We start from the raw sequence: 19,255 nt of genomic DNA on the forward strand, positions 1-19,255 counted from the left end.
AGGAGAAGCCACATGAGTTCTGTCACCCAGCCCGCCGCCCGACGCCGAAGCCCCTGGTGGGTGGTCGTCGGTGCCGGTACCGCCAACGCCGTCGGCCCCCAGATGTACCTGGCCACCACCGGCCTGTTCGTCCTGCCGATCGTCGAGGAGACCGGGTTCAGCCGCACGACCGTGACCGGCTCGTACTCGGTCGCTGCCGTCGGGATGGTCATCGGGCTGGTGATCGTCAGCAGGCTCGTGGACCGGTACGCCGCGCGCTACATCCTCGTGCCGGGGTTCGTGCTCTTCGCGGCCTCGATGGCCTCGATCGCCCTGGTCCCGCCGGTCGAGGCCGTGTACTTCGTCCCGTGCTTCTTCGTGGGGCTCTTCGGAGCCGGCACCGCGCTCCCCGCCGTCCGGGTGGTCGTGAGCTGGTTCGACAACAACCGGGCGCTGGCCGTCGGCGTCGTGACGGGCATCATCGGCCTGGGCGCGGCCCTGGGGCCCCTGCTGGCCGGCTCGCTCATCGACAGCGTCGGCTGGCGGCAGGCCTACGCCTCCATGGCCCTGATCGCCGTCGTCGTCTCCGTCACGATGGTCGCCCTGTTCGTCCGGGGCCGCGCCGAGCGGCACGTCCGCGGCCGGCTGGTCCAGGAGACGCAGGTCGAGGGCCGCGACGTGAGCCTCGAGCTCCCGGGCCTGACGTTGCGCGAGGCGGTCGGCACCCGGCAGTTCTGGGGCATCGCGCTCGGCCTGGGCCTGGTCGGCGCCGTCGTGATCGGTCTCCAGGTGCACCTCGTGCCCATGATGACCGACCGTGGCCTGAGCAACGGCCAGGCGGGACAGCTGCTCGTCGTCTTCGGCCTGGCCTCCCTCCTCGGCCGGGTGGCCGGTGGCTTCATCATCGACCGCGTCCACGGCTCGATCGTGGGCCCTATCGTGATGCTCGCCCCCATAGCGGGCATGTTCTTCCTGCACCCGCCGTTCGGCAGCGCCGTCGTCGCGGTCGCCTTCATCGGCATCGCGTTCGGCATCGAGGGCGACCTGGCCGCCCTGCTCATCACCCGGTATCTCGGCACCCGCAACTTCGGCCAGATCTTCGGCCCGGTCCAGGCCATGTTCCTCCTCGGCAGCGCCTTCGGCCCCCTGCTCCTCGGTCTGGGGTACGACGAGCTGGGCTCCTACGACCCGGTCATCCCGGTGCTGATGGGCGTCCTCGTCGTCGGCGCGGTCCTCATCGCGACGCTCGGCCGCTACACCTACCCCGCCGTCAGCGGCTTCGACCGGCTCGCCGCGCGCGACGAGCTCGCCGCCGCCGAGGTGCTGAGCGACATCGCCGAGAGCCACGACACCCACACCCCGGCAGACCGGCCGCGCCCCCATGTCCACAGCTGATCGCGCGCGGCGCCGCCGAGGCAGCACGCGTCTGGGACGTCTCGGAACAGCTGACCAGGACCACCGTTCCGGCCGCCTGACGTCCGCGCGCCGGCAGCTCGTCCCTACCGGCGGCCACCTGTCAGGTGAGCACCACGACCTCGGCCCGACCCGTCTGGCCCCTGGTCGACGGCCGCTCCTCGTCCCGTTGGTCATTCGGCATCGACGAGCTCGCGCGGAGAGGTGGCCACGGCCTGCCGATCCCCTGTCCCGGAGCCGAACCGGCCCTGGTTCGGCAGTCCTCAGCCTGGGATCGGTAGGTCCTGGATGTCCCGATCCTCTGTGGTCAGCCTTGGAGCAGCACCGAGCCCGGAGACCAGACGGATGGTCGCGGCGCTGCCTGTCCCCTGCCCGAACGTGCGACCAGCCAGGAGAGACCCGATGAATCCAGCCAACGATGCGGGACGCGGCCGTTCGGGTGTGTCCCGGCGGAACTTCCTGGGCGGCGGCCTGGCCGCCGCTGCCGTGACCCCGCTGCTGACCGGACAAGCCGAGGCGGCAGAAGCCGCCGCGGCGCCCACCGCGGACGGCGTCACCCAGGTGACGGTGCGGGCCGCCGTCAACGGCTCCCCCGTCACGCTGCGGGTCGATCCGCGGGCCACCCTGCTGGACACGCTGCGCGAGAGGCTGGACCTCAAGGGCACCAAGAAGGGCTGCGACCGGGGCCAGTGCGGGGCCTGCACCGTCCACGTCGACGGCAGGCGCGTGCTGTCCTGCCTCACCCTGGCCGCCACCACGGCCGGCCGCGAGGTCACCACGATCGAGGGTCTCGCCGACGGTGAGCGGTTGCATCCGATGCAGCAGGCCTTCGTCGACCACGACGGCCTGCAGTGCGGCTTCTGCACCCCGGGGCAGATCATGTCCGCAGTCGCCATGGTCGACGACGAGGGCCCCGCACGCTCGGACGACGAGATCCGCGAGCGCATGTCGGGCAACATCTGCCGGTGCAGCGCCTACCCGCGCATCGTCGACGCGATCCGTGACGCGCAGCAGGTGATGCGCTGATGCGGCCCTACACCTACGCTCAGGCGCGCTCGGTCCGCGAGGCCGTGCGGGGCACTGGACCGGATACCGCGTTCCTGGCCGGCGGGACGACGCTGGTCGACCTGATGAAGCTCGAGGTGATGACTCCCGAGCACGTCGTGGACATCAACCGGCTCCCGCTGGACGGCATCACGCTGGACGACAAGGGTCTGCACATCGGTGCGCTCGAACGGATGAGCGACGTGGCCGCCGACCGCACCGTGCGTGAGCACTACCCGATGATCGCGCAGGCGCTGGAGCTGAGCGCCTCGGCCCAGCTGCGCAACATGGCGAGCATCGGCGGCAACCTGCTGCAGCGCACCCGGTGCGGGTACTTCCGCGACGTCACCACCCCGTGCAACAAGCGCGAGCCGGGCTCCGGCTGCTCGGCGCTGGAGGGAGTGAACCGGGGCCACGCGATCCTCGGCACGAGCGAGGCCTGCATCGCGACACACCCCAGCGACCTGGCCGTCCCGCTGGTGGCACTGACCACCGTGGTGCACCTCGCCTCGGCACGGGGCACCCGCAGCGTGCCGCTGGACACCTTCTACACCCTGCCCGGTACCACGCCCGACGTCGAGAACGTGCTGCGGCCGGACGAGCTCATCACCGGTGTCACCGTGCCCCGTTCCCCCTGGGCGGCGCGCTCCGTCTACGTCAAGGTGCGCGACCGGCAGTCGTACGAGTTCGCGCTCACCTCGGCGGCCGTCGCCCTCGAGCTGCGGGGCCGCACCATCACGAGCGCCAGGATCGCCGCGGGCGGTGTGGGAACCAGGCCGTGGCGGCTGACGGCGGTCGAGCGCGCCCTGACGGGCCGGCCCGCGACGTCCGCCACGTTCGAGGCCGCCGTCGTCCATGCGGCGGACGGCGCCCGGCCGCGGGAGCACAACGGGTTCAAGCCTGCCCTGCTGCGCCGCACGCTGGTGCGGGCACTGACCGAGCTACGGGAGAGCCGATGACGGGCGGGGGCGGCAGCCTTGCTTGAGCTCGCCGCCGACCTGCTCGAACGCACCCGCAGCCTCACCCCGTTCGTGACGGCGACCGTCACGGGCGTGGCCGGGAGCGCCCCCCGGCAGCCCGGCTCGTCGCTGGTCGTCGACGCGGACGGCGCGGTGCTGGGCAACGTGTCCGGCGGCTGCGTCGACGCCGCGGTCCACGAGGTCTGCCAGGAGATGCTGGCCGGGGACCACCGACCCCGGTCCCTGCGGTTCGGGTACACCGACGCCGACGCGATCGGCGTGGGCCTGACCTGCGGCGGCACGATCGAGCTGCTCCTGCGCCACCACGACCCGGCCACCGAACCGGAGCTCGAACCTGCGCTCGTCGCCGCCGCGGAGGGCGAGACGGTGGCGGTGGCCACGATCGTGCGCGGCCCCCGCCGCTACCAGGGCCGAAGGATCGTCGTGCGGCCCGGACGGCCGGTAGCAGGAACCCTCGGGGATGCGCTGCTGGACCGGGTGGCCGAGGCACAGGCGACCGACCTGCTGCACGCCGGCCGGACCGGCACCGTCGAGATCGGGGTCGCCGACAGCTACTGCCAGGAACCCATGACTCTGCTGGTGGAGTCCAGCGCCCGGGCCCCGCGGCTGCTCGTCTTCGGCGCCATCGACCACGCTGCCGCGCTGGCCCGGCTCGGCGCCTTCCTCGGCTACCGGGTGACCGTCTGCGACGCCCGGGCCACGTTCGCCACCCCGGAGAGGTTCCCGGACGCCGAGGTCGTGGTCGAGTGGCCGCACCGCTATCTCGGGTCCCAGGCCGAGGCCGGGCTGCTCGACCGACGCACCGTCGTGTGCGTGCTCACCCACGACCCCAGGTTCGACCTGCCGCTCCTGACCGCCGCACTCCGCATGCCCGTGGCGTACGTCGGGGCCATGGGGTCACGCCGCACCCACGAGGAACGCCTGAACCGGCTCCGCGACGCGGGTCTGAGCGATCACGAGCTGGGTCGGCTGCACTCGCCGATCGGGCTCGACCTCGGCGCCCGCACCCCGCAGGAGACCGCGCTGTCGATCGTGGCGGAGATCGTCGCCTCCCGGCACGGCGGCTCCGGCGTCCCGCTGAGCACCGGGGTCCCCATCCACCGCGGCGTCATCCACCACGACGTCATCCACCGCGGCGTCCCGTCGCCGCGCCCGCTCACGCACAGCAGCTAGAAGGAGTCACGATGCCCCGTTCCCCCGTAGGACGCGAGACCGAGCGCGTCGACGGCAGACTGAAGGTCACCGGCGCAGCCGAGTACTCCGGTGACTACCGCGCCGCCGACCTCGCCCATGCGTACCTCGTCACCAGCACCGTCGCGCGAGGCACGGTCACCGGGATCGACACGGCGGCCGCGGAGGCCTCCCCCGGTGTCGTGCGCGTGTACGCCGCGCCGGAGCCCCGGCTGGCGCTGTACGCGGTCACCGGACAGGCCGCCGGCTTCACCGAGAACTACCTCCCGCTGAAGAGCGAGATGGTCCATTTCCACGGCCAGGCCATCGCGATGGTCGTCGCCTAGACACCCGAACAGGCACGCGACGCCGCGGCACTGGTCACCGCGACCTATGACACCCAGCCACCACGCACCTCGATCGCGGACGAGCCGCACGTACCCGCCGGCCCCGCCATCAGCGGCGCGCCGAGCAGCCTCGACATCCTGGCCCCCGGCGTCGGGTCGATCGACGCCGCGCTCGCCGCCAGCGACGTCGTCGTGGAGGCCGAGTTCCACCAGAACATCCAGCACCACGTCGCGATGGAGCCCCACGCGATCCTCGCCGTCTGGGACGGGGACCAGGTGACCATCCACGCCGGCGCCCAGATCCCCGCGGCGTACGCGCTCGGGATGTCCCAGCGGCTTGGCGTCCTGCCCCAGGACGTCCGGCTGATCACCAGGTACGTGGGCGGCGGCTTCGGCGCCCGCGTCGTCCTGTGGAGCGACACGCCGCTGGCCGCCGCGGCGGCCCGGGAGATCGGCCGGCCGGTCAGGCTGGTCCTCACCCGGGAGCAGATGTTCACCCTGACCGGCCACCGTTCGCACCTCACGCAGACCGTCCGCCTGGGCGCCTCCCGGGAGGGAGTCCTCAACGCGGTCAGCCACCGGAGCGTCGCCGAGCGGCCGACCACCATGGCCACCACCATGACTCCCGCCCACTCCACGTCGGACGCGCTCTACCGCACACCGAACCTGCACGTCGACGCACAGGTAGCCGTCCTCGACATCCCCGGGAGCCGGGCCATGCGCGGCCCGAACGAGGCCCCCGGGGCCTTCGCCCTGGAGACGGCGATGGACGAGCTGGCCGTCGCCACCGGCGTCGACCCCGTCGAGCTGCGGCTGCGCAACCACGCCACCACCCACCCCGCCACGGGCCTGCCCTGGTCGAGCAAGCATCTCGAGGAGTGCTACCGCCTCGGCGCGGAACGCTTCGGCTGGGCCGCGCGCAGCGCCACGCCCCGCGCGCGTGCCGACGGGCAGTGGCTGTACGGCACCGGCATGGCCACCGCCATCTACCCGGCACACCGGCGACCCGCGAGCGTGCGCGTCCGGCTGCTCGACGACGACACCGCAGTCGTGTCGACCGGGGTCTCGGATCTCGGCACGGGCGGGGCGACCGTGGTGGCGATCTCCGGCGCCGACGCCCTGGGGATCCCGCTGACGCGGGTGACGCCCGAGATCGGCGACACCCTGCTGCCGCAGGGCGCACCCGCCGTGGGCTCCAGTGCTACGCACGCCACGGTCCCCTTGATCGTGAACGCCGCCCGCGACGCAATCACCGAGCTCAAGCGGCTCGCCGTGACCGACGCCCGGTCGCCCTGGCACGGGGCGGACGTCGAGGACCTGCGCTACGAACGCGGCATCCTGCACGGACAGGGTCGTTCGATGACCTTCGGCCGCCTCTTCAGAGCGGTCGGCTCACCGGGCATCACCACCCTCGCCCAGTCACCCGGCACAGCCGACCCCGGCTACGTGCACCACAGCTTCGGCGCCCACTTCTGCGAGGTGCGCGTCAACCGGTTCACCGGTGAGACCCGGGTCACCCGGTTCACGACGGTCGCCGACGTCGGGCGCGTCGTCAACGCCCGGGCCGCCCGGAGCCAGCTCGTCGGCGGCGTCATCTTCGGCATCGGCCACGCCCTGCTCGAGGAGAACCACCTGGAGCTCGACACCGGACGCCTGGCGAACAGCACCCTCGCCGACTACCTCGTGCCCGTGAACGCCGACGTCCCCGACATCGACGTGGTCATGCTCGACCGGCCGGACCCCGTCCTCACCGGGCCGCTGGGCGACGGGAGCGAGGACGTCGGCACCCAGAGCCTCGGCGCCCGCGGCCTCGGGGAGATCGGCACCGTCGGGTCGGCAGCCGCAGTCGGGAACGCCGTCCACAACGCTACCGGTATCCGCGTGCGTGACGTCCCGATCACCCTCGACAAGCTGATCGTGCACCTGTAGGAATCAGGAGGGGTACCCGATCATCACGATCGGGTACCCCTCCTCGGCGTGGGTTGCGGGGTCGGGTTCTTGCCGAGTGCGCCGGTCTCGGCCGGGATGGTGGGGTCGGTGAACCGGGGGACGTCGGTGGTGTGTTCGGCGTTGCCGTCCAGCGGCGTCCACGACTCATACGTCATCTGCTCCAGCGGCAGGGGTTTGGCCGCCGCGACGATGGTCCGCGCGGGCCGGTCACCACCGAGCAGGAAGTCGATCACCGGCCGGTCGACCTCGTCGGTCCCGTAGGGAAAGACCCCGTGGATGCTCTCGTTGTCGACCGCGATGAGGCTGGTGTTCGGCAGACCCGTGCCGGCCGCCCGGCCCTGCTCGAACGGCGTCATCGAGTCGAGCTCGCTCTGCAGGACGATCGTCTGCGGGAAGGACTCGTCCACGGGCGGCATCGTCGAGTCGGTCGGCCAGAACGCGCACGTCGGCGTGACCAGCAGCCCGAGCTGCTCGGAGAGCGGCGCGACGTCCGACGTGCGCTCGTTGAAGTCCTCCCAGAACTCAAGGCCCTGGGTCCACTGGCCGTCCGTGCACGCGGTGAACTCGATCACGTGGTCGTACGTGCCCCGGACGGTCTCACCCGGTTGGTGCACAGGGGGCTTGGCCAGCTGCGCCAGGCGCTCGTGGGCTGCCGCTCGTAGCTCGTCGGGCAGTTCCGTCCGGTTGATGATGCGTGCGGCCGACGTCGCGGGATCCACCGGTTCGGTCGCGGTCTCCCCCTCGGTGATGATGTGCGACACGAGGCTGGCGGCCATCGGGTAGGCGATCGGGTTGGAGAAAGCGACCGGTCCGTTCACCGAGTTCCAGGCCAGCGTCGCTGCCTGAGACGTCTCCGGTGAGCTCGTGGCTGCGAAGTACCGCTCCCAGATGGTCTCCGGGTCGGCGCCGAGCCCGACGGTCTCGTCGTTGCGCGCCATCCAGTTGATCATGTGCAGCCGGAACTGCCGGTCGCGGCCCTCGTGGGCGGAGTTGTACAGCGTCTGGATCGATTCCTGCGTCGAGTCCGTCGCCGAGTCGAGGACCATCCGGTCGATGTTGTCGGCGAAGAGGCCGCCGAACCAGGTCCCGAGCCAGGTGCCGTACGAGTAGCCCATGTAGGTCACCGACTCCAGCCCCAGAAGATGCCGGATGAAGTCCATGTCGTACGCGGCCTGCTCCGTCGTCATGGTCGCCACGTCGGCATCCTGGGAGCACGCCTCGCCGATCGCCCGGGCCTCGGCCGAGCGGCGGTCATCGGGGTCGTCGTACCGGTACTCGTACTCGCACTGCGCGTGGCTCGACTGACCGAGGCCACGCTGGTCGAAGCTGACGTAGTTCGTGGTCGGGCGTAGCTCCGGGGTGTACATCTGCACGGTGGCGCCGTACGACAGGCCGGATGCGTACGGTCCCCCGGGATGCGTGATGATCGTCGTGCGGTAGTCAGGGTCGGCGGGATCGATGTTGCGCGCCTGGGAGATCCGGACGTCCCACGTCACCGCCGGGTCGGGATCGCGCCAGTCGCGCGGGACCTTGATGGTCGCGCACTCCACGTTCGACAGGTCCGCACCTGGTAGGGGTGGGCCGTCGTCGTTGAACTCGCAGGCCTCCCAGGCGAGCTCCTGGTCGGCGAGCGGACCTGCGAGCGCCGCGATGTCCGGCGTCTGCGTGGGCGCTTCTTCATCGCCGCCGCGGGCGACGATCGCTGCCGAGACCAGGGCAGCGGCGATGACAGCACCAGTCACGACTCCCGCGATCAAGGTCTCAGGCCGATGGATCCGCCTGGTCTCCGTGCGGTCAGAATCGTCATGGGTCATCAGGGGCTCCCTCTCGTTCGTGGCTGCGTGCCACCGCGCATGAGCGGTCCGTGAGCGCCGCTCGATCGTCGTTGCCCCGAGTGCACTGCGTGTTCCCAGAACCAGGTCAAGCGCGGGTGTGCGAGGAGACGATGACGTGGTCGAGGCGGCTCAGCAGGGCCTGCAGGTCGTCGATCCTGGCCCTGGTGCGGTCCCGCTCGGCTCGGACGAGGGAGTGCTGGTCGGGATCGGCGTGGTTGAGCTCGACGGGCGGCAGGAGCGTCACGATGGTGCGGCTGGTCATGCCAGCGGCGTACATCTGCCGTACCAACCGCACTCGCTCGATCGCGTCGGGCCGGTAGCGGCGTTGGCCCGACGGTGTGCGATCCACGTCGAGCAGGCCCTGCTGCTCGTAGTAACGCACTGCGCGCACCGAGACGCCTGCGCCTCGCGCGACCTGGCCGATGCGGATCATCGGGTCGGCTGGTGGCTTCGGGACGGACACGGCTGCCCCGTGGTCACGTCCAGCCATCAGCGAGTCGCCCCTTCGGCACGTCGAGGAGGGGGCGGGGTGCCCGGGCTGACAGGGCGCGGAGCTTCTCACCCAGGCTGCCGACCGCGAGTGAGAGGTGTCCGTCGCCCGGCGTCAGGTGTGCCACTGCCGTGGGCAGGTGTGCGGTCAGCCACTGTCCGTGCGTGACGGGGACCATCTGGTCCAGGGCGCCGTGCCACAGCTCGACCGGCGCGGTGATGTCATCGAGGTCGAAGCCCCACGGGCTGGTCAGCGCGGTCAGGTCCGCGACCCAGCCCTCGTCGCTGCGAGACAGGCCGTGGTCCATGGTGGCGGCGTTGTCCGCGCCGTACCCAGCGGTCAGCACCGCCAGGTCGACCGGGGGAAGCAGGGACGCCATGCTGGTCCCGACGTCGGCTGGTGTATTGCCACGGACCGCCGCTGCCATCTGGCCTACGATCTCGCGCACCGCCGGCTCGCCCTGACCGGCTGTCGCGAACTGCGCGACGTTCTGCGCGCCCATGCCGTCGACGTAGTCAAGACCGTCGGCGTCGAACGGCGCGAACGAGGCGACGATCAGCACACCCTCGACGTGTTCAGGGGCGACGGCCGCACTGGCCAGTGCGTGGGGCCCGCCGGCGGACCATCCGACGACCCGGTGGTGGTCGACGCCGAGGTGAGCGAGCAGGAGTGCGCAGTCGGCAGCCGTGTCCGCGACGGTACGACCGGCGTTCGGACTCGAGGTGCCGTACCCGGCCCGGGAGTACGTGACGACCTGGTACCCGCTCTGCGTCATCGACCCCAGGACGGTGTCCATCGGGACGGCCGAGCCTGGCATGCCGTGGTGGAACAGGACGACCGGTCCCGAGCCCGGTCCACGCACCTCGTACTCGAGGTCGCGGCCGTCGGGGAGCCGAAAGATTGGCATGGGAGCCTCCAAGACTGAGCGAATCAAACAGACATCCGGGGCCGCACCCGGCCCCTACGGGCGGCGGCGCGAGTGCTGTGCACGCAGGACGCAGTTCAGACCGGGACGACGAGCTGGAGCGCGAGCCAGGCCGAGACCGTCGCTATGGTCGTCCACAGGACGATTGCCACGGCCTGCCAGAGCAGCACCCACATCCGCGGGGTTCCGCCGGCGACGAGCATCGCGGACGTGAACTGCGTCGGGATGGCGAGAGGGCCGAGGATGCTCGCGCCGGGAACTCCGAATCGGACGAGCCACTTCTTGAAGCGCTGGCGGCCCTTGGACTCTGGCCTGGCCGGCGCTCCCTCCTGTGCAGCGGATTCCGTCGCGGCACGGCTCGCGCGGTGGTTGACGACGGCGGTGCGGGCCCGTGAGGTGAGGAGGACCACGAGCAGTACGCAGACGAAGTTGCCTACCGCCGCAGCGATGCCCGCAACGATGGGGTTGACGCCACCCACGACACCGATCATGGAGGCCACCTCACCCTCGACGAACGGGATCGCGCCGGCGAGCATCACGATGACAGGTCGGACGATCTCGGGGACCTGGCTCACGAGGTCCTGGAAACTGCTCACGAGCTGCTCGATGGGATTCATGGTGCTTCCTTGTGTGCTGGCCGTGACGCCGAGATGTCTCGGCGCTTCCCCCAGTTGAGACTGTGTCCTCGGGACAGAGTCAAACGAGGCGGGCCTGGCCACCGCCGCAGGTACCAGGCCCGCCTCCGGCTCATCGGCGGAGCGCGCTACGCGCCGGCACCGCCCGTGGTGGGTGTGGCCAGCAGCTGCAGCTCCCAGGCGAGTGCGGCACCGGTGGCGCCGCCGTGCTCGAAGAGGATCGGTCCGAGCTGGTTCGCCGTCTCCTCGCGAGCCCAGTCCCGCTGCCACTCGCTGGACACGACCAGCCAGGTGACCGGGACCACGCCCGCGCGCTCCATGCGGCGAACGGCCATGTCGTGCGACTCGGCGCTGACCCCGCCGCTGGCGTCGGTGACGACGAAGACGTCATACCCGTCGGCCAGCGCGTGGATGGCGGGCATGGCGACGCAGATCTCCGTCCACAGCCCCGCGATGATCAGCTTCTTGCGCCCGGTCTTCTCCACGGCCTCGACCACACGGCGGTCCTCCCAGGTGTTGATGGAGGTGCGATTGATCGGCTGCTGGTCGGGGAAGACGTCCTGGATCGCCTGGATCAGGTCGCCACCGCGTTCCTCGATGACGGTCGTCAGGATCGTCGGCACGTCGAACACCTTGGCGAACTTGGCCAGGCCGACGGTGTTGTTGATGATCATCGTCGGTTCGTGGCTGTGGAGGTTGGCGACCTGGAAGGGCTGGTGGTCGATGAGCACCAGGACGCTCTCCTCGGGGGTGAGCAGTGCGTCGAGTCCTACCTTCGGGGTACGCGTCATGTCGCTTCCTTCTGTGTGATGGGTTGAACGCCAGGAGGGAACGGCAGGCTCAGAGCTGGTCGGGTGCGGCCATCCGGTAGACGAACTCGCCGAGCCCGGACTGCGCGATCGAGAAGAGCACACCGGCAAGCCCTTCCTGGCTGGCCGCCATGTCCAGGCCGCCCAAACGGACGGCTTCATAGCCCGCGTCGAGGCTGAGCCGCACGACGATGTCCTCGACCTGCTCGTCACCGGACCAGAGATTGCTGGGGCGCACCCGGGCACCGGCAACCTGTCCGAAGAGGGAGGCGAAGTTGGTGCTGAACGCCTTCGCCGTCGGCCCACCGGTGACCGCCTTGACGTACTCGGCGTTGGACGCGAACCCGGCCGGCGGCCGCGCGCTGCCGTAGAGGTTGGTGGCATCGAGCACCGGCCGACCCGTGAGCCCGCACACGGACGACAACGCGGCTTCGACGGCGGCTCCCGGGACGGCGAGCAGCACCGCCTCCGCGGATCCGGCATCGCCGCCCCCGCGCCCGAGCCGGGTCACCCGGTGCCCGGCACGCTCCCACAGGTCGGCCAGTCCTCCGCCGATGTTTCCTCGTCCGACCACGGTGATGTTCATGCTGTTCTCCTCGCCGAGCTCGCCCCTGTGACGTGGCACGACGCTATGGCGGCCGTCCCGAGGGCGTCCAAGACTTGTCCCGCCGCCGGACGATAGGCTCTGTCTATCGATATCCATCCACGCCTGCTGCGCTACTTCCTGGCCGTGGCCGAGGAGCTCCACTTCGGACACGCGGCGACGCGCCTGTACATCTCCCAGCCGTCCTTGAGCCACCAGATCCGCAAGCTCGAGGAGACCCTTGGTGCGCCGCTGTTCGTACGCTCGAGCCGCCGGGTGCAACTCACCGCTGCGGGCCGGACCCTGCTCCAGGAGGCGCCCGTCGCGTTGGCCGCGCTGGAACAGGCAGTGCAGCGCACACGCCTGGCCGGGTCCGGGACCACGACCACGATCCGCATGGGCTACACCCCGGTCGCGAACTTCGGCACCTTCACCGTGCTCCTGGATGCGCTGCGGGAGGAGCACCCCGGCCTCACGATCGTCGCCCGGGAGATCTTCAGCGCCGAGATCCCCGAGCGGCTCTGCGCCGGCGACCTGGACATCGGCCTCGCCCTGTCGCCGCCACCCACCGACGGTGTGGGCAGCGAGGTCCTGCGCCGGGAGGCCGTCTCCGCGCTCCTGAGCACGCGCCATCACCTCGCCGCGGCACCGAAGATCCCGCTCGCCGAGCTGCGCGACGAGACACTGCTGCTGTTCCCGCGCCGGCTCGCACCGGCGTACTACGACGGTATCGTCGCCGCGTGCCTGGAAGCAGGTTTCACGCCCGAGGTCTGCGCGTTCGAGGACCCGCCGGTCAACGCCATGCTCGCCCGGCTCTCCGGAGGGCACGAGATCGGCCTGGCTCCCGCGTCGTTCGCCGAGCACGCCGCGAACCTCGGCACCGCCCTCACGGTGCGCGATGTCGTCGATCCCCTGATCGCCGCGGACCTGTCGGTGCTGTGGCCCACCAACGACCTGACGCCCGCCATTGAGAACGTCCTGGCCACGGCGCGACGTCGTGCCGAACGGCATGGGTGGTTGCACCGACCTGCTGCGTAGCAGACCGCCTCAGGCGAGCAGCACCACAGACAAAGGGGCGTCCCCGGGGTCAGCGGGACGCTCCTTTGGTCCAGCTGGTCGGGAGGCCGCGCTGTCGACGGCTCAGCCCTGGGCCGGCGGCATCCGGACCGCCAGGGGGCGGCGGCGCCGCGGCCGGGCGCGCCCGGAACGACGTGCCCGTGACGGTGCCGGGGCGTTGGGCCCGGGGGTCAACCGGCAGTACCGCGCTTGTGCCGCTCAGGCGATCGGGCCCTGATAGCTCATCCAGTAGTCGATCGCCTCGGGGCGCGGGCGGGCGGTCATGCCGCTGGGGACGCCGAGCTCCATGACCCGGTCCGGTGACCGGTCGAACGTGGGCCATCCGGGCAGGCCCGGCCCGTTGGGGTCCCCGGTCCGCACGAAGTTGAGCCAGTACCCGCTGAGCTGGTCGCGCAGCACGTGGTCGGCCTGGCCGTAGTCGGCGTCGCCGTCCGCGCCGAGGTTGTCGAAGGCGTACATCACCTCCGCGCCGTGGTAGGCCCCGTACTCCTGAAGGCTCGCGTCGGGCGGGGTGTGCGTGAAGAGGTACAGGTAGGCGGGCGCCTGACCGCTGAGGGTCTGGAGGTGTGCCCACCGGTACATCGCGCGGGTGAAGACCCGGTCGGTCTGGGCCTGCAGGAGCGAGTCGAGCACCTGTTCCTCGGTCTCGCCGGGATACAGGTCGAGGAACGTCGCGGCGTCGTCGCCGTGGTCCGCCTGGGCCGTCGCCCGGTACTCCGCGGGGGTCATGGGTTCGGGCGGGAAGGCCCGGATCAGGGAGTCCTCGTCCGCGTTGCTGCCCACCATCGTCGGCACGTCGAGCTGGTCCCCTGCCGCGTAGATCTCCGCCGGGCTGCGGTCGAGCACGTGCCCGTCCACCGACGGGCGCCAGTGCGGGCCGACGGCGGCGGCCGCCTCGACGATCCGGTCGACAGGCAGGTCGCGCACCTGGTCGACCGTGTCGACGCCGAGTTCCTGGAGCAGCCGTGTCCCCGCGTCCTCCGCGACGGCCCGCGAGTCGCTCTGGTCGCCGCCCTCGGTGTTCCCCTCGGTGCCCATGCACGCCCCGCTGCTGCCGATGATGCCGTCCACGAGGCCCTTCGCCAGGGGCGTCGCCCCCAGGATGCAGACGCTCTCCCCGCCCGCGGACTCGCCCGCCGCGGTCACCCGGTCCGGGTCGCCGCCGAACGCGGCGACGTTCCGCCGCACCCAGTCCAGCGCGGCGACCTGGTCCAGGATCCCGTAGTTGCCCGACGCGCCGTACGCCGACTCCGCCGCCAGGTCCGGGTGCGACAGGAAGCCCAGGACGCCCAGCCGGTAGTTGATCGTGATCACGATCGCCTCACCGGTGGAGGCCAGCGACTCGCCGTCGTACAGGGGCAGGGCGCCCGAGCCGGTGGCGAAGCCGCCGCCGGGCACGTAGACGAGCACGGGCAGGTCGGCCGACGCCGGCCGCGTGGGACGCCAGACGTTGAGGTAGAGGCTGTCCTCGCTGACCGGGTACGGGTTGAGGAACGTGTCCTCCAGCGGGATGTCGACGACCCGCGTCAGCGCCCGGGTGGTGAACGTCGTGGTGCCCTGGACCGGCACCGCCGAGAAGCGGTCCGCGACCAGCACCTCGGAACGCGGCTCGGCAGGCCGCGGTGCCCGCCAGCGCAGCTCCCCGACCGGGGGCTGGGCGTAGGGCACCCCGGCGAAGATCTCGACCGTGCCCTCGTCGTTGCGCACGCCCGTCACCGGACCCTCCCGCGTCTCGACCGGCGCCGTGGCCTCCCGCTGCGTGCCCCCGGCCACCCGAGGCTGCGGGCCCGGATGGGCGAGCACGGCGATGCCGCACACGAGCGCGGCGGCCACCAGCCACGCCCCCACCCGGAGCAGGACGCCACGCCGCAGCCACCAGGGAGCGGTCAGCACCAGCGCCACCAGGAGCGCCGTGACCAGGGCCCAGCCCCACCACGGGGTCCCGTTGAGCCAGCTCAGCGTCAGCGCCGCGGCGGCCACGAGCGCGAACGGCGCCCAGAACCAGGCCGAGCGCCGCGAGGCACCGGATCGGGACGTGCGAGGTGTCGCCTGCTCGGTGATCGCCACGATCTCTTTCCCTTGTCGACTTCTCGTCCGAGCCGCCGCGTCAGCGGCAGCGCCGGATCAGGGTAGCCCAAATTGTCCGAGTGGATATTTTGACGGACCGCCTACTCCGGGCTCTGCGCAGGCGGATCCAGGAGACGGTCCAGGACCAGGAGCGAGGCCTCCATGTCGACCTCGCGGTCGAGCAACCACTGCGTCGACAGGCCGTCCGCCGCTGCGACCAGGAGGCCGGCCGTGGCCTCGAGCGGGATGTCCGATCGCACGGTGCCCGCCGCGCGTGCGCTCTCCAGGACCGCGCCGACCTGCCGCCGAAGACGCGCGTAGCGCTCCACGAAGTAGGCGTGGCTGCGCTCGTTGCCGGACTCGAGGGCCCGGGCGACCATGTTCCCCAGCAGCGCCGTCAGGCCCGGGACCCGTGCGCTGTAGCGGGCCGACCGGCGCAGGAGGTCGGCCAAGGTCTCGTCCTGGACCTGGGCGCCGAAGCGCAGGTCGTGCTCGCGCAGCACCTCGAGGAACAGTTGCTCGCGGGTCCCGAAGTGGTGCACCAGCACGGGGTGGTGACGCCGATGGAAGTGGCGATCGCGCGCAGCGACGTACCCTCGAAGCCGAGCTCGTCGTACACGGACAGCACCTTGTCGACGATCTGTCGGCGGCGCTCGGCGCTCTTCGCGTACGGCCCACGGCGCTCGCCCCTCCGTGCCGGCTCGGCTCCTGCCGCCTGGTCCACTGCCGTTCCCCTTCCGTGGTGACTTCACCTTCCAGTCCGCACATCGTAGGTAGGGGGCGACCGGCCACCGGCGGCGACGCGTCAACCGTCTTCCGGTTCGAGGTCTGCGACCCCGGACCGGAGAAGTCCCTCCAGGTCACGTTCGCCGTCGCGGCTCTGGGCACCGGCCGCCAGTCCTCCGCGGATCAGCTTCTCCGCGGCGGGCCGGGCGATCTGCTGCGCCCAGGCCTCATGCTCCCGCGCGTACCCGTCGCTCAGGTCCTGCGGCCTGATCGCACGCTTGGCCGCCGCGATCACACCGTCCGGCAGGTCTGCGACGTGGCGAGCGAGCCGGTCGACGAACGCGTCCAGGTCGGCAGCAGGCAGTGCCCGGTTGACCCACCCGTAGCGCTCGGCGGTCGCGGCGTCGAAGAGGTCTGCGCCGAGGACGATCTCCAGGGCACGATGACGCCCGACCCGACCGGTCACGTACTGCGTGCCACCGCCTCCCGGGACGATGCCCATCAGCGCCTCGATCTGACCAAGACCGGCGCCCTCGGCAGCGGCGAACGTCATGTCCGCCGCGGCCACGAACTCAGCTCCCCCACCGCGCGCGATCCCGGCCAGCTTCACGATCGTCACCTGCGGCTGAGACCTGAGCGCTTCACCCAGCCCCTGGAAGACGTTGACGCCGCCTGGCAGGCCGGCCTCGAACCGGTCGAACGCGTCCGGCGCGTCGATCAGGGACATGTCGACGTGCGCGATGAAGAACTCGGGGTTCGCACTGTCGAACACGATCACCCGCACCGACTCGTCGTCCCGCAGCGCCGCCAACAGGTGGCGCAGGTCGGCCATCAGAGCCACGTCGAGCACGTTGACGGGCGGGTTGTCGATGGTCACGCGAGCGATGCCCGCTTCCCGGGAGACGTGCAACGTCGTGTAGTCGCGGGACATGGAAGTGCTCCGTTCGGTATTCGGTAGGCATCTAGGTTCCCGATGCATACTTACCGTGCGGGCGAGAACAACCGACGTCAATAACGCACTTTGGCCATCGTTAGGATCATGGAGGATACCGATGACAGCGCAACAGACCCTCCCGGCCGGGGATCAGAAGGTCGTCCTGCGTTCCGACTGCCCGAGCCGGCCGATCCTCGACCAGATCGCGGACAAGTGGTCGATGATGGTGATGACGGTGCTCGAGGAGCCCACCCGGTTCAACGAGATCAAGCGCCGCCTGGAGGGCGTGACGCAGCGGGTCCTGACCCAGACGCTGCGCCGCCTGGAGCGCAACGGGATGATCGTGCGCACCGTCCTGCCCACCGCGCCGGTCGGTGTCGAGTACTCCCTCACGCCACTGGGCGAGTCCCTGCGGGAGCCGTTCGGTCACCTGTACAGCTGGACGATCGACAACGCCGACGAGATCCTCGCGCGCCAGGCCGACTACGACGGCCGGTCCGACCGCTGAGGCACCGCGGCCGTACGGCTCTCGAGCGTCGGCCGGTCACTCTCCCCGCGGGCCGAACTTGACCCTGTTCCAGGAACACAGTTCTCAATGGGCGGGCATCCGAGCGCACAACCGCTCGGGCAGGAAGGACGTGATGAGTCTGGGACACAGGTCCCGGCGTGGAGCGAGCGGAGGCAGGCCGTGGCCTGGAGCACCCGTGAGCTAGCCGACCTGGCGGGCACGACCGTCAACACCGTGCGGCACTACCACCGGCGTGGTCTGCTCGAAGAACCAGACCGCCGGACGAACGGATACAAGCAGTACGGCGTTCCCCACCTGATCCGCCTGCTGCAGATCAGGCGCCTGCGCGACATCGGTGTCCCGATCGCACAGATCGAGCGCCTGGACTCCGGCGTCGGGACCTCCCCGGAGGTCCTGGCAGCCATCGACGCGAGCCTCGCCGAGACGATCGAACGCAGCAGCCGGGCACGCGCCGAGATCGCCGACATGATGGAGCACGGTTCGATCACCGAGGTGGCACCGGGGTTCGCCAGGGTGGCACCGCGACTGTCCCCGTCCGAGCGATCCCTGACGCTCATCTACTCCCAGCTGTACCAGCCCGACGTGATGGAGGACGTCCGCGAGATGCTCGATGCCGACGTCGACGCCGCGACGGTCGAGTTCGAGACACTGCCCCCGGACGCCGACGAGGCGACCCGGGATCGTCTCGTGGCGCAGTTCGCACGGACCATCGCCCAGGCCCTGACGACCTACTCGTGGATCCGTACACCGCAGGAGCACCTGCGACAGACGCCGATGTCGACCGCCGTCACCATGGTCGAAGCGATGCAGGAGATCTACAACAGCGCACAGCTGGACGTCCTGACACGAGCCGCGGAACTCGCCCGGGTGCAAGCCGGCGAGGCACCAGGGGTGACGTCAACGCGCAGCCCTCATGGCACCTGAGAGCGGGAATCGACCCGTTGACTTGAATGTTCAACTCAGCGACCGGGGCCTCCGGGACACGAAGGAAAGGATCGCCATGACCGCGCCGATGATCGGCAAGACCTACACGTTCGACATGGGGTGGCTGAAGGTGCGGTTCACCTTCGACTCCGAGTCGAAGGGCAGCTTCGTCGTCGAGGAGGGAGGCGGACTGACTCCCAACGGACATGCCGAGACCGTCGCTCTCGACCTGAAGGAGATCCGCGACGGCGTCTTCATGAACTCCTGGACAGAAGCCAGTGGCGCGACGGTGACCCACGTGGAGGACTTCACGAACTCGACCCTGTACTCGAACGTCACGGTCGACGGCACCCTGTACAACTTCGTCGGGACCATCACGGAGGTGGCCAGCGCCATACCCGACACGACGGTCACCGAGGACGACCAGGCGAAGCGCAACACCCAGATCGTGCTCACCGCGATGCGCGAGCTCTTCGCCGAGAAGGACCTGACCGCTCTGGAGCGCTACTGGGCCGAGCCGTACGTGCAGCACAGCCCGCAGCTGCCCGACGGCCTGGACACGCTGCGCTCCGCCGTGCCCGGCCTGCAAGGATTCTCCTGGGAGCCGCAGCGCATCGCCGCCCAAGGCGACCTCGTGTTCACCCACAGCATCGTGCACGGCTGGGCGGCGGGTCCTGTGGTGATCGTCGACATCTACCGGTTGGAGAACGGACGCATCGTCGAGCACTGGGACGTCGTCCAGGACCTCACCCCGCCCGCGTCGACGGCCAGCGGCAACCCCATGGTGTGACCACGAGCATTCCCGGGAGGAGCGAGGCAACGGCCGTGCTCCTCCCGC

Annotated in this window: 20 protein-coding genes; 10 read left to right on the forward strand and 10 right to left on the reverse strand. The window is 70.7% G+C overall.

From position 1 onward, the window contains the following. Positions 1–12 precede the first annotated feature (12 nt). From QRN56_RS19525 to QRN56_RS19545, 5 genes are all read left to right on the forward strand, one after another. On the forward strand, positions 13–1,374 hold the full coding sequence (locus tag QRN56_RS19525; RefSeq protein ID WP_285106016.1) for an MFS transporter: 1,362 nt from the start codon (positions 13–15) through the stop codon (positions 1,372–1,374). Positions 1,375–1,794: 420 nt separating this feature from the next. Then, complete coding sequence (locus tag QRN56_RS19530) at positions 1,795–2,418, forward strand: (2Fe-2S)-binding protein (RefSeq protein ID WP_350224589.1); 624 nt, start codon at positions 1,795–1,797, stop codon at positions 2,416–2,418. After that, the gene (locus QRN56_RS19535) at positions 2,418–3,395 is read left to right on the forward strand and encodes an FAD binding domain-containing protein (protein ID WP_285106018.1); all 978 of its coding nucleotides are present in this window, start codon (positions 2,418–2,420) and stop codon (positions 3,393–3,395) included. The genes QRN56_RS19530 and QRN56_RS19535 overlap by 1 nt, the downstream gene beginning before the upstream one ends. A gap of 18 nt (positions 3,396–3,413) precedes the next feature. Further along, positions 3,414–4,589 carry an XdhC family protein gene (locus QRN56_RS19540; protein ID WP_285106020.1) on the forward strand — a complete coding sequence of 392 codons (1,176 nt, stop codon included), beginning with the start codon at positions 3,414–3,416 and terminating at the stop codon, positions 4,587–4,589. Positions 4,590–4,600: 11 nt separating this feature from the next. Next, on the forward strand, positions 4,601–4,933 hold the full coding sequence (locus QRN56_RS19545; protein ID WP_285106022.1) for a hypothetical protein: 333 nt from the start codon (positions 4,601–4,603) through the stop codon (positions 4,931–4,933). A 44-nt stretch (positions 4,934–4,977) separates the two neighbouring features. On the opposite strand, the gene QRN56_RS19550 is transcribed toward QRN56_RS19545, so the two are convergent. Further along, complete coding sequence (locus QRN56_RS19550; protein WP_285106024.1) at positions 4,978–5,151, reverse strand: hypothetical protein; 174 nt, start codon at positions 5,149–5,151, stop codon at positions 4,978–4,980. Between QRN56_RS19550 and QRN56_RS19555 the strand changes: the two genes are divergently transcribed. Next, positions 5,126–6,862 carry a xanthine dehydrogenase family protein molybdopterin-binding subunit gene (locus QRN56_RS19555; protein ID WP_285106026.1) on the forward strand — a complete coding sequence of 579 codons (1,737 nt, stop codon included), beginning with the start codon at positions 5,126–5,128 and terminating at the stop codon, positions 6,860–6,862. The genes QRN56_RS19550 and QRN56_RS19555 overlap by 26 nt on opposite strands. 23 nt (positions 6,863–6,885) lie before the next feature. Here the strand turns inward: QRN56_RS19555 and QRN56_RS19560 are convergent, their stop codons facing one another. The 6 genes from QRN56_RS19560 to QRN56_RS19585 form a co-directional block, all read right to left on the reverse strand. Next, positions 6,886–8,625 (reverse strand): alpha/beta fold hydrolase, encoded by a 1,740-nt coding sequence (locus QRN56_RS19560; RefSeq protein WP_285106028.1) that lies wholly within the window; start codon positions 8,623–8,625, stop codon positions 6,886–6,888. Positions 8,626–8,803: 178 nt separating this feature from the next. Then, on the reverse strand, positions 8,804–9,151 hold the full coding sequence (locus QRN56_RS19565) for a MerR family transcriptional regulator (RefSeq protein ID WP_285106029.1): 348 nt from the start codon (positions 9,149–9,151) through the stop codon (positions 8,804–8,806). Positions 9,152–9,194: 43 nt separating this feature from the next. Beyond that, positions 9,195–10,115, reverse strand: coding sequence for an alpha/beta fold hydrolase (locus tag QRN56_RS19570; protein WP_285106031.1), 921 nt, complete (start codon positions 10,113–10,115; stop codon positions 9,195–9,197). 95 nt (positions 10,116–10,210) lie between these two features. Further along, on the reverse strand, positions 10,211–10,750 hold the full coding sequence (locus QRN56_RS19575) for a small multidrug efflux protein (protein WP_285106033.1): 540 nt from the start codon (positions 10,748–10,750) through the stop codon (positions 10,211–10,213). A 146-nt stretch (positions 10,751–10,896) separates the two neighbouring features. Further along, positions 10,897–11,559, reverse strand: coding sequence for a hydrolase (locus QRN56_RS19580; RefSeq protein ID WP_285106035.1), 663 nt, complete (start codon positions 11,557–11,559; stop codon positions 10,897–10,899). Between the two features lie 49 nt (positions 11,560–11,608). Continuing rightward, positions 11,609–12,163, reverse strand: coding sequence for an NAD(P)-binding domain-containing protein (locus QRN56_RS19585; RefSeq protein ID WP_285106037.1), 555 nt, complete (start codon positions 12,161–12,163; stop codon positions 11,609–11,611). A gap of 126 nt (positions 12,164–12,289) precedes the next feature. On the opposite strand from QRN56_RS19585, the gene QRN56_RS19590 reads away from it, so the two are divergent. Next, entirely contained in the window at positions 12,290–13,198 is a 909-nt protein-coding gene (locus tag QRN56_RS19590) for a LysR substrate-binding domain-containing protein (RefSeq protein WP_285106469.1), read from the forward strand. Positions 13,199–13,435: 237 nt separating this feature from the next. Here QRN56_RS19590 and QRN56_RS19595 read toward each other — a convergent pair whose 3' ends face one another. The 3 genes from QRN56_RS19595 to QRN56_RS19605 form a co-directional block, all read right to left on the reverse strand. Then, entirely contained in the window at positions 13,436–15,304 is a 1,869-nt protein-coding gene (locus QRN56_RS19595) for a carboxylesterase/lipase family protein (RefSeq protein ID WP_285106038.1), read from the reverse strand. A 101-nt stretch (positions 15,305–15,405) separates the two neighbouring features. Next, positions 15,406–15,846 carry a TetR/AcrR family transcriptional regulator gene (locus tag QRN56_RS19600; RefSeq protein ID WP_285106040.1) on the reverse strand — a complete coding sequence of 147 codons (441 nt, stop codon included), beginning with the start codon at positions 15,844–15,846 and terminating at the stop codon, positions 15,406–15,408. Positions 15,847–16,109: 263 nt separating this feature from the next. After that, the gene (locus tag QRN56_RS19605; RefSeq protein ID WP_285106042.1) at positions 16,110–16,961 is read right to left on the reverse strand and encodes an enoyl-CoA hydratase/isomerase family protein; all 852 of its coding nucleotides are present in this window, start codon (positions 16,959–16,961) and stop codon (positions 16,110–16,112) included. A 121-nt stretch (positions 16,962–17,082) separates the two neighbouring features. Here QRN56_RS19605 and QRN56_RS19610 point away from each other — a divergent pair, with 121 nt between their 5' ends. From QRN56_RS19610 to QRN56_RS19620, 3 genes are all read left to right on the forward strand, one after another. After that, positions 17,083–17,472 (forward strand): winged helix-turn-helix transcriptional regulator, encoded by a 390-nt coding sequence (locus tag QRN56_RS19610; protein WP_285106043.1) that lies wholly within the window; start codon positions 17,083–17,085, stop codon positions 17,470–17,472. 180 nt (positions 17,473–17,652) lie between these two features. Continuing rightward, the gene (locus tag QRN56_RS19615; RefSeq protein ID WP_285106045.1) at positions 17,653–18,417 is read left to right on the forward strand and encodes a MerR family transcriptional regulator; all 765 of its coding nucleotides are present in this window, start codon (positions 17,653–17,655) and stop codon (positions 18,415–18,417) included. A gap of 76 nt (positions 18,418–18,493) precedes the next feature. After that, positions 18,494–19,207, forward strand: a complete 714-nt coding sequence (locus QRN56_RS19620) for a nuclear transport factor 2 family protein (protein ID WP_285106047.1) — start codon at positions 18,494–18,496, stop codon at positions 19,205–19,207. Positions 19,208–19,255 lie beyond the last annotated feature (48 nt).

It is taken from the genome of Promicromonospora sp. MEB111 (genome assembly GCF_030209445.1).
GTDB lineage: Bacteria > Actinomycetota > Actinomycetes > Actinomycetales > Cellulomonadaceae > Promicromonospora.

What these genes read in the sequence shown, in the direction of transcription:
- QRN56_RS19580 (WP_285106035.1), bottom strand. Translation starts at nt 11,559, where the DNA reads ATGACGCGTACCCCGAAGGTAGGACTCGACGCACTGCTCACCCCCGAG.
- QRN56_RS19605 (WP_285106042.1), bottom strand. Translation starts at nt 16,961, where the DNA reads ATGTCCCGCGACTACACGACGTTGCACGTCTCCCGGGAAGCGGGCATC.
- QRN56_RS19565 (WP_285106029.1), bottom strand. Translation starts at nt 9,151, where the DNA reads ATGATCCGCATCGGCCAGGTCGCGCGAGGCGCAGGCGTCTCGGTGCGC.
- QRN56_RS19530 (WP_350224589.1), top strand. Translation starts at nt 1,795, where the DNA reads ATGAATCCAGCCAACGATGCGGGACGCGGCCGTTCGGGTGTGTCCCGG.
- QRN56_RS19550 (WP_285106024.1), bottom strand. Translation starts at nt 5,151, where the DNA reads ATGTTCTGGTGGAACTCGGCCTCCACGACGACGTCGCTGGCGGCGAGC.
- QRN56_RS19570 (WP_285106031.1), bottom strand. Translation starts at nt 10,115, where the DNA reads ATGCCAATCTTTCGGCTCCCCGACGGCCGCGACCTCGAGTACGAGGTG.
- QRN56_RS19585 (WP_285106037.1), bottom strand. Translation starts at nt 12,163, where the DNA reads ATGAACATCACCGTGGTCGGACGAGGAAACATCGGCGGAGGACTGGCC.
- QRN56_RS19545 (WP_285106022.1), top strand. Translation starts at nt 4,601, where the DNA reads ATGCCCCGTTCCCCCGTAGGACGCGAGACCGAGCGCGTCGACGGCAGA.
- QRN56_RS19610 (WP_285106043.1), top strand. Translation starts at nt 17,083, where the DNA reads ATGACAGCGCAACAGACCCTCCCGGCCGGGGATCAGAAGGTCGTCCTG.
- QRN56_RS19620 (WP_285106047.1), top strand. Translation starts at nt 18,494, where the DNA reads ATGACCGCGCCGATGATCGGCAAGACCTACACGTTCGACATGGGGTGG.
- QRN56_RS19575 (WP_285106033.1), bottom strand. Translation starts at nt 10,750, where the DNA reads ATGAATCCCATCGAGCAGCTCGTGAGCAGTTTCCAGGACCTCGTGAGC.
- QRN56_RS19525 (WP_285106016.1), top strand. Translation starts at nt 13, where the DNA reads ATGAGTTCTGTCACCCAGCCCGCCGCCCGACGCCGAAGCCCCTGGTGG.
- QRN56_RS19535 (WP_285106018.1), top strand. Translation starts at nt 2,418, where the DNA reads ATGCGGCCCTACACCTACGCTCAGGCGCGCTCGGTCCGCGAGGCCGTG.